Annotated in this window: 10 protein-coding genes; 6 read left to right on the plus strand and 4 right to left on the minus strand. The window is 49.3% G+C overall.

Features of this window, described 5'->3' with window-relative positions:
- The first annotated feature begins 51 nt into the window (after positions 1-51).
- Positions 52-2,634: an ABC transporter permease gene (locus OO017_RS05335; RefSeq protein WP_369426403.1), complete on the plus strand. Its 2,583-nt coding sequence runs from the start codon at positions 52-54 to the stop codon at positions 2,632-2,634.
- Between the two features lie 197 nt (positions 2,635-2,831).
- Positions 2,832-3,677 carry an SDR family NAD(P)-dependent oxidoreductase gene (locus tag OO017_RS05340; protein ID WP_266051421.1) on the plus strand — a complete coding sequence of 282 codons (846 nt, stop codon included), beginning with the start codon at positions 2,832-2,834 and terminating at the stop codon, positions 3,675-3,677.
- A 205-nt stretch (positions 3,678-3,882) separates the two neighbouring features.
- On the opposite strand, the gene OO017_RS05345 is transcribed toward OO017_RS05340, so the two are convergent.
- From OO017_RS05345 to OO017_RS05355, 3 genes are all read right to left on the minus strand, one after another.
- Positions 3,883-4,245, minus strand: coding sequence for a CoA-binding protein (locus tag OO017_RS05345; protein ID WP_266051422.1), 363 nt, complete (start codon positions 4,243-4,245; stop codon positions 3,883-3,885).
- Positions 4,246-4,407: 162 nt separating this feature from the next.
- On the minus strand, positions 4,408-5,982 hold the full coding sequence (locus OO017_RS05350; protein WP_266051423.1) for an NAD(P)/FAD-dependent oxidoreductase: 1,575 nt from the start codon (positions 5,980-5,982) through the stop codon (positions 4,408-4,410).
- Positions 5,983-6,126: 144 nt separating this feature from the next.
- Complete coding sequence (locus tag OO017_RS05355) at positions 6,127-7,092, minus strand: tryptophan 2,3-dioxygenase family protein (protein WP_266051424.1); 966 nt, start codon at positions 7,090-7,092, stop codon at positions 6,127-6,129.
- A 291-nt stretch (positions 7,093-7,383) separates the two neighbouring features.
- On the opposite strand from OO017_RS05355, the gene sdaAB reads away from it, so the two are divergent.
- The 4 genes from sdaAB to OO017_RS05375 are packed head-to-tail and all read left to right on the plus strand — an operon-like array spanning position 7,384 to position 11,924.
- Complete coding sequence (gene sdaAB / locus OO017_RS05360; RefSeq protein ID WP_266051425.1) at positions 7,384-8,061, plus strand: L-serine ammonia-lyase, iron-sulfur-dependent subunit beta; 678 nt, start codon at positions 7,384-7,386, stop codon at positions 8,059-8,061.
- A gap of 13 nt (positions 8,062-8,074) precedes the next feature.
- Positions 8,075-9,529, plus strand: a complete 1,455-nt coding sequence (locus OO017_RS05365) for a TolC family protein (RefSeq protein ID WP_266051426.1) — start codon at positions 8,075-8,077, stop codon at positions 9,527-9,529.
- Between the two features lie 5 nt (positions 9,530-9,534).
- Positions 9,535-10,929 carry an efflux RND transporter periplasmic adaptor subunit gene (locus tag OO017_RS05370; protein ID WP_266051427.1) on the plus strand — a complete coding sequence of 465 codons (1,395 nt, stop codon included), beginning with the start codon at positions 9,535-9,537 and terminating at the stop codon, positions 10,927-10,929.
- Between the two features lie 5 nt (positions 10,930-10,934).
- Complete coding sequence (locus OO017_RS05375) at positions 10,935-11,924, plus strand: NAD(P)H-dependent glycerol-3-phosphate dehydrogenase (protein WP_266051428.1); 990 nt, start codon at positions 10,935-10,937, stop codon at positions 11,922-11,924.
- Between the two features lie 47 nt (positions 11,925-11,971).
- Here the strand turns inward: OO017_RS05375 and OO017_RS05380 are convergent, their stop codons facing one another.
- Positions 11,972-12,478, minus strand: coding sequence for a hypothetical protein (locus OO017_RS05380; protein WP_266051429.1), 507 nt, complete (start codon positions 12,476-12,478; stop codon positions 11,972-11,974).
- Positions 12,479-12,588: the final 110 nt, after the last annotated feature.

A 12,588-nucleotide genomic window follows, 5' to 3' on the forward strand; every position in this document is an offset into this window, starting at 1 on the left:
CTTAAAGTATAAACCACTACTTTACCTTTAATACAACAAAACCAAGCATCTGTGTCCGATACCTTCAAACAATCATTCGGGAAAAGGCCACTGCGCTTGCGCTGGCTGCTGAAAATGGCCTGGCGCGATAGCCGCCGCAACAGGGGCAGGCTGGCCCTGTTCATTTCATCCATCGTACTGGGCATCGCCGCTTTGGTGGCCATCAACTCCTTTTCTGATAACCTCCGCACGGATATCGACAAGCAGGCGAAATCATTGATTGGCGCTGACCTGGTAATTGCGGCAAACAAGGAGATAGAGGAAGACCAGCAGCAGCTGCTCGACTCCATCGCCATTGGCGGCGACCGCTCGGATGAGGTGCGCTTTGTGTCGATGGTGCAGTTCAAGGCTTCGGGCGGGACAAGGCTGGTGCAGGTGCGCGCGCTGGAGCGGGGTGGCTTTCCGTATTATGGAAGTATAGAAACCGAGCCCCAAAGTGCCAGCAGCACGTTTCGCCAGGAAGGCCGCCAGGCACTGGTAGACCACACACTGCTGCTGCAGTACAATTCCAAGCCCGGCGACTCTATTCAGATCGGAAACCAGACATTCGAGATTGCAGGGGCTTTGCATAAAATTCCCGGCCAGTCCGCCATGACGGCAACCATTGCGCCCGCCGTATATATTCCGCGTCGCTACCTGAACGAGACGGGACTGCTGCAAAAGGGCAGCCGCATCAGTTATTACCATTACTATAAACTGGCCGAAAACACAGACCCTGACAAGCTGGTGAAGAAGCTGGAGAAGCGGCTGGATGAGGCAGGCTTCGGCTACGACACCATCGAGAGCCGAAAGGAGAGCACCGGCAAATCTTACGAGGATCTGGCCCGGTTCCTTGCGCTGGTGGGCTTTGTGGCGCTGCTATTGGGCTGTGTGGGCGTGGCCAGCGCTGTGCACGTGTACATCCGGGAAAAACTGGCAACTATTGGGGTGCTCCGCTGCCTGGGCGTAAGCGGTAAACAGGCTTTTCTGATCTACCTGTTCCAGGTTATGGCCATGGGCTTGATTGGCTCTATAGTAGGCGCTATACTTGGTAGCCTGATACAGTTATACTTGCCAGAGCTTTTCAAATCATTCCTTCCGGTGGATGTGACCGTGGCCGTATCGTGGTCAGCCATACTGCAGGGTATTGCCATCGGCATTGTGGTAGCAGTTCTTTTTGCCTTGCTGCCCTTGCTGTCTATCCGTAACATCTCCCCGCTTATAACCCTGCGTGCAGGCATAGAGCATGTATCCAAGCAGCCCGACAAACTGCGCTGGGGAGTATACTTCCTGATCCTCGCGTTCATATTTATATTCTCCTACTTTCAGCTGGGTACCTGGCTGCAGGCACTGTCGTTTACGGGTGGTGTATTGATCGCTTTTGTGGTGCTGGCGCTTATTGCCAGGCTGATGATGTGGCTGGTTAAGCGGTTTTTTCCGGTGCACTGGGGCTATGTCTGGCGCCAAAGCCTGGCTAACCTATATCGACCCAATAACCAAACCTTGCTGCTCACTGTTTCCATTGGCCTTGGTACTGCTCTTATTGCGACGCTGTTTCTTATGCAGCGCATCCTTCTGAGCGAAGTGGCCTTTGCAGCCAGCGAAAACCAGCCAAACATGGTCCTATTTGATATCCAAAGTGCGCAGAAAGACGAAGTGGCTAACCTTGCCAGGGAGAAAGGCCTGCCCATACTTCAAATGGTGCCAGTGGTAACGATGCGCCTGGATGAAATAAACGGCCTGACAGGCGCTGATGTACGCGCTGATACAACTTTAGGCATTTCCGAAAGAGCCTTTACCCGTGAGTTCCGGGTAACGTACCGTGATACCTTAATCAGTTCAGAGAAAACAGTGGAAGGTACCTGGCAAGGTGAAGTAAATGACATGACTGCAGCGATACCTATCTCTGTGGAAGAACGTTATGCCGAACGACTTAAAGCCGGACTTGGAGACACGCTTATTTTTAATGTACAGGGAGCGCTGATTCCTACCGTTGTCACCCATCTCCGCGAAATAGAATGGAACCGGGTTCAGACGAATTTCCTTATCCTGTTCCCCAAAGGGATACTGGAGGAGGCGCCGCAGTTCCATGTGCTCATGACACGCACGGAAACCGATGAGCAGGCGGCCAGGTTCCAGCAGACATTAGTTGGTAAGTTTCCGAATGTTTCTGCCATAGACTTGGGCCTGATCCTGGAGACGCTGGACGATATACTTGGCAAAATATACTTTGTGATCCGTTTTATGGCGCTCTTCAGCATCTGCACAGGCTTGCTGGTACTGATAGGTTCCATCAACAACAGTAAGTACCAGCGGGTGCAGGAAAGTGTGTTGCTACGGACTTTGGGGGCCAGCCGAAAACAAATTTTAGGTATAAATGCATTTGAGTACCTGTTGCTGGGCGCACTGGCCGCCGGCACCGGCATTATACTTTCAGTGGCAGCTAGTTGGGCGTTGGCCGTATTTAGCTTTGAAGTGGCGTTTGTACCGGACCTGACGCCGCTGCTGCCGGTCTTTGCCGGAATCACTGCCCTCACCGTGTTTGTAGGTATGCTCAACAGCCGAGGTATTTTAAACCGGCCACCGCTGGAGGTGCTGAGGCGTGAGGCATCATAAAAGCCTTTTTCTGTGGAATTGCTGAGTTATTTATATTACTGTTAAGTCTGAAGATGAACTACTAGCGATAGGACTGCCAATAGCTCACTTAACCTTCTATGATTCTCTCATACGGACAAACCCGGCAACCCAAAAGCGCCTGTGTTGGTACAAAGGTATACTGCCCCTGAAATTAGGGCAGCCATACTTTTACAGCTATGAAAACGATGAAAGAGAAGAACAAAGAAAAAACGGTATTAATAACGGGAGCTTCCAATGGCTTCGGAATGGAGTTCGCAAAACTCTTTGCGCAGGATGGTTACAACCTTATTTTAGTGGCCCGCACGACGGAGCGCCTCCGTAAACTTGGGTATTACCTCCAGGACCACCATCAACTCCAGCATGTGTGTATCATTACAGCAGACCTTACCCGCCCGGAATCTCCACAGGAAGTATACCAGGAGGTGAAAGACAGCGGCCTGGAAGTAGACATCCTTATCAACAATGCGGGTGCCGGCGTGCATGGCCTCTTCTACGAAACTGACCTGCAGCGGGAAAAAGCTATTATCCAGTTAAACATCACAACTCCTGTTGAGCTTACGAAGCTTTTCCTACACGACATGAAACGTCGTAACTCCGGTAAGATCCTAAACCTTGCCTCGCTTGTTTCGTTTATGCCCTCGCCTTTGATGGCTGTTTACGGCGCCACAAAAGCCTTCGTGCTTTCATTCTCAGAAGCCTTGTCTAATGAACTGAAAGATACCGGCATTACCGTAACGGCGCTTTGCCCCGGCGCGAGCAACACCATGTTCTTCAGAAGAGCTGGGGCTGCCCATACGCGAGCGGCCCACGGCACCCTGTCGGAGCCGGCAGAGGTGGCAAAAGACGGGTATGACGCCCTTATGCACGGTGAAACCCGCATTATCTCCGGACTCAAAAATAAGTTGCAGGCCACTAGTTCCAACTTTATGCCGGATACGGCACTGGCAGCCAATATGCATTACCTGATGGAGGAGGAGCAGGAGGAGGATAGGTCCACGTCGCCTCCAGAAAGCATGCTATAATGCATCAGCAAGAATAAAACAGAAGGCCTCAACCATGAAAACACATAGTTGAGGCCTTTTAAATATGGATTAAAAGCAAAGCAGGAACCTTTTTGCAAGATCCCTGCTTTTCAAGAACATAGACAACAAATGCCATCTGTTCTTCTTATTCTTATATACGCTACCGATTTCGGGAGGTTATACTTTTAGGTATAAAAGTATGGTTTTAGTAACTATCAGAAGCCAGCATTACCAGTGTGCAGTGGTGTAGCGTTTCAATTGCCGCGTCTTGGGCCATTTGCTCTAGTTCCCGGTTCTCTGTTCCCGGGTTAAAGATGATGCGCTTTGGCTTCAGGTTCAGGATATAGTCATACCATACAGGCTGGTGCCGAGGCCCCACGTATAATGTTACCGTGTCCACATCCTCAATCTGCTCCGACTTATCCGTCACAATCTTAAGGCCACCTACTTCCGCATTTTTTATACCGACAGGCACCACCTCATGGCCATGTTGCTGCAACCTGTGCACTGCCCTGTACGCATAGCGCGTCGGGTTATCAGAAGCGCCTAAAACAACAGTCTTTTTCATATTTTTGGTTAATTCAAGTTCTAAAAAGTATACGTATTGTACTTTGGGGCCGCTTAAAAAGTTAATGAACAGCCATGTCAGCACAAATAATAAACCCCATAAAGCATTAACTTCATGGGGTTTACCTGTGGCTGATGTATACTATACTTCAGGAGATTAGCACTAGGCAACACCTGCTCTGACGGCTGCCTTTTCAGCACAGCGTTCCCCATCCATGGCAGCAGAAACAATGCCCCCGGCATAGCCAGCACCCTCACCGCAAGGATAGAGGCCTTTCACCTTAATATGTTCCAGTGTTTCGCGGTCGCGCGGTATACGAACAGGGGAGGAGGTACGGCTTTCCACTCCTACGATCTGCGCCTCGTTACTCAGGTAGCCCCGCATCTTGTTCCCAAAAGCTTTAAAGCCCTCGCGTAAGCGGTAAGCCATGTCCTCCGTGAAAAGCTGGTTAAGGTCTACCGATACCAAACCAGGCTGGTAAGAGGTATCGAGCAATTCTTTACTAACTTTCCGGTTCGTAAAATCCTGCAGCAACTGTGCCGGAGCAGCCTGAGAGCCACCCGCCATTTGGCAAGCCTTCCGCTCCAGCGCCTGCTGCATGCGCAAACCAGCCAAAGGCCCATACTTGTCCAATTCCATATCTTCCAACTCAATGGCAACCACGATACCGGAATTTGAGAAACGGGAATCGCGGCGGCTTGGAGACATGCCGTTTACCACCACCTCGCCAGGCGCTGTGGCTGAGGGCACAATAAAACCTCCCGGGCACATACAGAAAGAGAAAATACCACGCTGTTTGCCTTTATAGTGTGTCTGGTGCACCAGGGAATAGGAAGAGGCAGGTAAGTATGGCCCACGGTCCTCACATTTGTACTGGATGCTATCAATCAGACTTTGCTGATGCTCTACGCGCACCCCCATGGCAAAGGGCTTGGCCTCTATGGCAACTCCTTTATCGTGCAGCAGCTCAAAAATATCACGAGCGCTGTGGCCTGTGGCAAGTATAACCGACTCTCCGGTAAACTCCTGCCCATCCTGCGTTACCACACCACGCATCTCACCGTTAGCAAGAATAAAATCAGTTACCAGCTTGTCAAAGAGCACCTCACCACCCGCACTCCTTACTGTCTCGCGAATAGCTTCGATTATTTTGGGCAGTTTATTGGTGCCAATGTGCGGGTGAGCATCAAAAAGTATATCCGGTGTGGCGCCGTGCTGCACAAAAATCTGCAGGATACGCTGCAAATCACCGCGTTTCTTGGAGCGCGTATACAGCTTGCCATCCGAATAAGTACCAGCCCCGCCTTCGCCAAAGCAATAATTGGAGTCAGGATTTACAGTATGCTCTTTGTTGATAGCAGCCAGGTCACGACGACGGCTACGTACATCCTTGCCCCGCTCCAGAACTACCGGCTTTAGCCCCAGTTCAATGCAGCGCAAGGCAGCAAACAACCCGGCGGGACCGGCACCCACGATCACTACACGCTTGGCATTTGTAACATCGGGGTAAGTATAAGTTGGGGAAATAATATCAGCAGGAGGGGTATCCAGGTAAATATCGGCACGAATACGCACCTGTACCTGGCGGCCACGCGCATCGATAGAGCGCTTTAACCGGTGAAGGTATTTAACATCCTCAGGCTGCACCCTGGCACTTTTCAGTATCTCCCCTTCTAACTGCCGGGCATCGAATGCCAGCTCTGGCGGAAGCACCAGGTCAAGTTCTTTCTTTCTCATTTACAACAGGTAAGGTAGTTAACCTTAAACTTTTAAATTAATTTTAATTGAATGATCAAGAGAATGATTCTTTACCACTGTATCAAACTATAACATGACAAGTTAACTGGTAAAAACATTCCAATATTTCACTCATTCCAATCATTAAATGTCTCCGTTCAATACTTTGTCAACCCAGCCTTTGCCCCATTCTTCAATCTCCTGCTCACTGTAAAGCTCCGGGTAGAAAATGCGTTTCTGGAAACGCGGGGGCAGGTATTTCTGCCAGTTAGTGCCACCAGTAGCAGCAATAACCTCCGGGTCGCGCTGCAGGTAGCGTACAGCTGATTTGTAGTGCATCAGAGGCCAGTTCACGTTCACGTTGCTATCGAGGTCGCGCATTGCCTGTATCAGTTTGGGGTTCTGCTGATCCTCCTCCGGTAGGTTTTTGTACACATGCCACACGTTTTTATCAGCATACTCTTTTGCAAAGCTGATAAGCTGTATGGTATACTTCTGCTCAAACTGCACCAGCGTCAGTGTTTTGGCGCCGGAAGCTACTTCGGTGGCACCCTCTTTCCAGTAAATACAGCCAATCATCTCCTCATGCGTGCTTTCCATACCTAATGCGGCACGTTTGGCTTTCTCCACCAGGTTACGTAAGTCTGTAGAGGCGATCTCAATAAAACGGTACTGCACCGACTGAAAGCCGCTGGCCGGCATGAGCGCCATCCTGAACTGCAGGAACTGTTTTGGGTCCATGCCATCCACCATCACATCAAACGAGTTGATCAGGTTATCAAAGTAACGGTTAATGCGCTTCAAGCGTCTAATGAGCACATCAACAGTAATCTCTTTATCCTCACCTATTTGCCTATACTCCTCCAGGCAAAGTTTAAAGTATAACTCCGTAATCTGGTGATACATGATGAAGATCTTCTCATCCGGAATATCGGTGCGCGGGTTCTGCAGGCTCAGCAGCGTGTCCAGGTGAATATAGTCCCAGTAAGAGAGGAAGTTCGTGTGGTAGAGTCCTTCCAGGTACGCAGCCAGATCCTGGCCAAGCGGTACATATTTTTCCTCCAGCCGCTTCAGCTGTTCCAGCACTTCAGGTTTAAAGGTATGCTCCATCTGTCAGAGAGTTTAGGTGAGGTGATTTCCGCAAAAATAGCAAAACATTTACAGGTGGCCTTATGGCCACTTAAATTAGCTTCCTTTTCGTTTGCAGCACAGCTCTCCATGCTGATAATGAACGCGGTACCAAAGTATAAATTTAATCTTTTAAGACACGCAGCTTGATAGGGGCCTTGCCTGGGTTTGTAGATGGAAAAAGGGAGTTTGTAGAATTAAACCTAAATTAACCCCGGAATAGCGCAAAGCTGCCGCTAAATTGCTAAATTTGGTTTTCACGATATAGAGCGTATGGCTGAGAAAAGCAGTGTTTTTGACATGATCGGGCCCGTGATGATAGGACCATCCAGCTCGCACACAGCTGGGGTGGTGCGTATTGCCAGAGCTGCCATCCGTATTCTGGGCGCCGCCCCGGAAGAGGCAGTTATCACCTTTTACAACTCATTTGCACGCACCTACGAGGGCCACGGCAGCGACCGCGCCATTGTAGCCGGCCTGCTGGACTTTAAAACAGATGACAAACGGATTAAAGAAGCCTTTGATTTTGCTAAAGAACGGGGGCTCAAGTATACTTTCCGCTCTGTGGGCAATGCCTCTACCATGCACCCAAACACCATCAAGCTAAACCTGAAGGCAGGCGAACGCGAGGTGGAGGTGATCGGGCAGAGCCGCGGCGGCGGTGTGATCAATATATCGGAGGTAGACGGGTTCTCGGCTAACTTCTCTGCTACGCTGCACACGCTTATTATTGATGCGGCCGACGTGAAGGGAAGTATCGCCTTTATCGCTTCTATACTGGCACACGACGACTGCAACATTGCCACCATGAGCGTTTCGCGGAAAGGCAAGCATGAGCGGGCGCGTCAGTTCATAGAGATGGACTCCGGTATTAAGCCCATAACGCTTGAATACATGAAACAACTTAGCTGGGTGAAGCACGTGGTTTATATCCCGAACATCGACTTATAAAAGTATAGCTACTATGAAAAAAACATCTAAAACCCTGCTATTGGTTTTAGGAATAGGCCTAGCCGGTTCTACCGGAGCCATGGCGCAGCAGGACCCAAGCGGCGATGGCATCTGGACACTGCAGGAGGCGGTGGGGTATGCCAATGCCAACAACCTGCAGGTACGGCGAACCAAACTCAACAAAGGCCTGGCAGAAACAGACCTGAAGCAGTCGAGGTTTGACCGTCTACCATCCGTTAACGGTAGTTCTTCATACAACTTTAACTACGGTACCTACGTCGATCCCACCACTTCTGAATTACGTTCGGAGCAAAGCCAGACTAACAATTTCCAGTTAAGCGCTTCTGTGCCCTTATTTATGGGATTTCAGCAAGTAAATTCTATCAAACAGAATGAGCTGGCACTGCAGGCTATTGAACAGGATGTGCTTTCAGCGCAGAATGACATTACGATACAGATCGTTACGTCCTACCTGAACATACTTTTTGCCGATGAGCTGATCAAAATATCACAGCAAACGCGTGACTTAACGAAACAGCAACTCGATCGCACTAAAATCTTGTTTGACGCAGGAAGTGTGGCAGAAAACGCTGTATTGGACCTGGAGTCTCAGTTAGCTGCCGACGACCTAGAGTTAATTAATGCGGAAAACCAGCGCGATATCTCCAGGCTGTCATTAATGCAGTTGCTGAACCTGCCCACTTCACAGGAATTTCAAATTGAAATACCTGAAATCCCAGAGCCCGACCAAGACCCGGTTCTGTTAAGCGGCGATCAGGTATATGATGTGGCTGTACAAACCTTGCCGGCCATCAAGGCGGCCGATCTGCGTGTGTTAAGTGCGGCCAAGGCACTGGATGTGGCCAGAGGAGGCTACTATCCACGCCTGTCGATGTTCGGTAGCTTAAACACCTTTTATTCAAGTGCACGAGATTTACGATTTCCGATTGAGGGTACATTTTCGCCAAACCGAATAGGCTTCATGAATTCAGAGGGTACTGATCCCTTCATTATTTATACTCCTGCCTCCAGAATAGAATCCTATGAATATTTCGATCAGCTGAAAGATGGTGTGGGCAAGAACTTCGGTTTCAATTTACAGATACCTATCCTGAATGGCTTGCAAGTTCGCAGTAATGTGCAGCGGGCAAAGCTGCAGCAGCAGGATGCACAGATCAACGCAGACATTGCCCGTAACAACTTACGCCAGACCATTGAGCAGGCGTATGTAGATGCCGTAGCTGCCCAACGTCGTTATGTAGCCGCAAAAGAACAGCTGCGTGCCGCTGAGAAGAACTACAGCAATGCGCAGTTGCGGTTGAATGCAGGCGTGATAAACACAGTGGATTTCAACATTATAGCCAATAGCTATCGTGCTGCACAGTCTAACTTGTCGCAGGCGAAGTATGAATACACTTTTAAACTAAAGGTTCTGGACTTCTACCAGGGCAAAGACATTTCTTTCTAAAAATCATGGCGAAGAAAAAATCAAAGCTTATCCCTATTCTGATAGGTGTTTTAGTAGTATTGGTGGTAGGTATAATTGTCGCTAAAAAGGCTGGCTGGATAGGTGCTGAAGAAGGCACTGAAGTGGTGTTGGCAGAGGCTAAACCTGCAGATATCGTTGAGAAAGTAAGCGCATCAGGAAAAATACAACCGGAAACCGAGGTGAAAATCAGCCCGGATGTGTCTGGAGAGATTATCGAGTTAAACGTTGAGGAAGGCGACTCTGTAGTGAAAGGACAGCTTTTACTGCGCATACGCCCGGATAACTATCAGTCGATGGTAGATGCCCAGCAGGCTTCCGTAAATACCATGCGCGCTAATCTGGCGCAGGCCAGAGCAAGGCTTGCTCAGGCGCAGGCTAACTTTGTGCAGGTGGAGCAGAACTACAAGCGTAACAAGCCGCTGGTAGAGCAAAAAGTTATCTCTCAGGCAGAGTGGCAGCAAATAGAATCGAATTACCTGGCAACAAAGGCAGAGGTGGAGTCAGGGCGGCAGAGCGTGAGAGCCTCGGAATATAATGTGCAGAATGCACAGGCATCCTTGAAGGACGCACGCGAGAACCTAAATAAAACCACCATTTATGCACCGGTAAGCGGCACAGTATCTAAACTGAACGTGGAGCAGGGCGAGCGCGTGGTGGGTACTTCCCAGATGGCCGGTACCGAAATCATGCGTATCGCTAACCTTAACAACATGGAGGTGCGTGTAAACGTGAACGAGAACGACATTATCCGTGTAAGCCTGAACGACTCTGTAGAAGTGGAAGTGGATTCCTATGCCAGCCGTGATGAAAAATTTATGGGTGTGGTTACGGCCATAGCCAACACTGCCAAAGATGCCACTACACTGGAAGCCGTAACAGAATTTGAAGTGCGCATTCGTCTCCTCAATAAATCCTATGACCACCTGCGCGAGAACACTGCGCGTCCGTTCCGGCCAGGCATGACTGCCTCTGTAGATATCATCACAGATCGCAAACCTAATGTTTTATCTGTACCTTTGTCGGCCGTAACAACTCGCTCTGCTAACCCAAAAGGAGATAAGAAGACCGATGAAGAAGAGGGCGATGAAAAGGAGCCAAACCAGAATGAACAACAACAGGAGGCAGCTCCGGCACAGGTAGAGGAAGTCGTGTTTGTATATGACCAAGCTTCAAACACTGTAAAATCTGTAAAGGTAAAAACCGGCATCAGCGATTTTGAAAACATTGAGATTCTGAGCGGTTTGGATAAAGGGCAGAAAGTGGTAGCTGGTCCGTTCAGGGCGGTTTCTAAAACGTTGGAAGATGGCGCCAAGGTAGCCGTAAAAGATGAGAAATCGTTAGACAAGCAGGCGATAGCTGCAGATACTAAAGAAGATTAAAAAATTTGGAAAAAATAGCCGTACTGGGAGGGGGAAGCTGGGCAACTGCCCTGGTAAAGATCCTCTCAGAGAACAAATCCCAAGTAAACTGGTGGATGCGCAACGAGAACGACGTGCAGCACCTGACCAATTTCAAACACAACCCGCGCTACCTTAGCCAGGTGTCGTTTGATCTGAATTATGTAAAACCATCCACAGCTATACAGGCTGTTGTAGCCTCATCGGACTGGGTGATACTGGCAGTGCCAGCCGCATTCGTGCAGCTGGCACTTGCCGATTTACCCGCAGATGCCTTTGCAGGTAAAGTAGTGGTTTCGGCCATAAAGGGTATGATTCCCAAAGAGAACGTTCTGATCACTGATTATGTAAAGCACAGGTATAATGTGCCCGATCATAACCTGTTGGTAATTGCCGGCCCGTGCCACGCAGAGGAGGTTGCACTCGAAAAGCAATCTTACCTCACCATCGGATCACATAACTTGGCCACGGCGGAGCGTTTCTGCGAACTGCTACGCAACCGTTATGTAAAGGCAAACCCTTTAGACGATCTGGATGGAATTGAGTATTGCGCCGTGATGAAAAACATTATTGCGCTAGCCTGCGGTATAGCCCGGGGCCAGAACTACGGCGATAACTTCCAGGCGGTACTGGTTTCCAATGCCATGTTTGAGATAGAGCGTTTCCTGGATGCTATTATGCCGATCCACCGTGCGTTGAACGGCTCCGCTTACCTCGGCGACTTACTGGTAACAGCTTACTCGCAGTTCAGCCGCAACCGGACTTTCGGTAACATGATCGGGAGAGGGTATACGGTGAAGTCGGCCCAGGTAGAGATGAACATGGTAGCAGAAGGCTATTACGCCGTGCAGAGCATTTATGAGCTTAACAAAAAGTTGGAGGTAGACATGCCAATTACAACGGCCGTTTATCACATACTTTATGAGCGCATATCACCGGCTGTAGAGTTCGAGATATTGAAAGACAAGTTTAAATAACAGCTATGGCTGCAAAGGAAGGCACACCTGAACCGGGTGTGCTTTTTTTATACTTTGGAGTGGCGCATTATTTTGTCGCCTAGGCCGCGGTACACTGCCATAATGGTAATGGCTGCTGAAAAGCAGATACTGAAAACACTGGAAAGAAGCTGAAAATCAGCGTAAGGAATATAATACAGTTGCAGCAGGTCCAACAGCAGCACCATGATGGAGGCAATGGAAACACCGGCCAAGGCAAACATAAATGCCCGGTTAAACGTTTTGGAGGGCAACCGGTCTATGAGGGTCTGGCTTTTAAGATGCCAGTGCAGCGGCAAAACCTTGCCGTTCCGGAGTGCCCAGCGCGTGGCCCTGGTGGCAATCCATCCTAAAATAAACCCTGTCGCCAGGCTATAGGCAAAAAGATGGATCGCTATACTCTGCTGCCCCCATAGCGGTATTTCATCATGAGACAGCCAAAATAAAGCGAACAGCGTCCCATTTATGAAAAGTGCGGCTATGGCAAGTATAACTGCCAGCAAAATCAAAAACCTATAATTCAGGCTTATCTGCATGTACTTAACTTTTCACTGTACAATTGACTATACTCATTTTAAGCGTCTAAGGATATAACGAGCTAAAATACTGCCATTCAGGCACCATCATTTTGCTGCGTATGTTTCAA

It is taken from the genome of Pontibacter anaerobius (genome assembly GCF_026241195.1).
In the GTDB taxonomy this organism is placed as follows: domain Bacteria; phylum Bacteroidota; class Bacteroidia; order Cytophagales; family Hymenobacteraceae; genus Pontibacter; species Pontibacter anaerobius.

What these genes read in the sequence shown, in the direction of transcription:
- OO017_RS05340 (WP_266051421.1), top strand. Translation starts at nt 2,832, where the DNA reads ATGAAAACGATGAAAGAGAAGAACAAAGAAAAAACGGTATTAATAACG.
- OO017_RS05350 (WP_266051423.1), bottom strand. Translation starts at nt 5,982, where the DNA reads ATGAGAAAGAAAGAACTTGACCTGGTGCTTCCGCCAGAGCTGGCATTC.
- OO017_RS05380 (WP_266051429.1), bottom strand. Translation starts at nt 12,478, where the DNA reads ATGCAGATAAGCCTGAATTATAGGTTTTTGATTTTGCTGGCAGTTATA.
- OO017_RS05370 (WP_266051427.1), top strand. Translation starts at nt 9,535, where the DNA reads ATGGCGAAGAAAAAATCAAAGCTTATCCCTATTCTGATAGGTGTTTTA.
- OO017_RS05355 (WP_266051424.1), bottom strand. Translation starts at nt 7,092, where the DNA reads ATGGAGCATACCTTTAAACCTGAAGTGCTGGAACAGCTGAAGCGGCTG.
- sdaAB (WP_266051425.1), top strand. Translation starts at nt 7,384, where the DNA reads ATGGCTGAGAAAAGCAGTGTTTTTGACATGATCGGGCCCGTGATGATA.
- OO017_RS05365 (WP_266051426.1), top strand. Translation starts at nt 8,075, where the DNA reads ATGAAAAAAACATCTAAAACCCTGCTATTGGTTTTAGGAATAGGCCTA.
- OO017_RS05345 (WP_266051422.1), bottom strand. Translation starts at nt 4,245, where the DNA reads ATGAAAAAGACTGTTGTTTTAGGCGCTTCTGATAACCCGACGCGCTAT.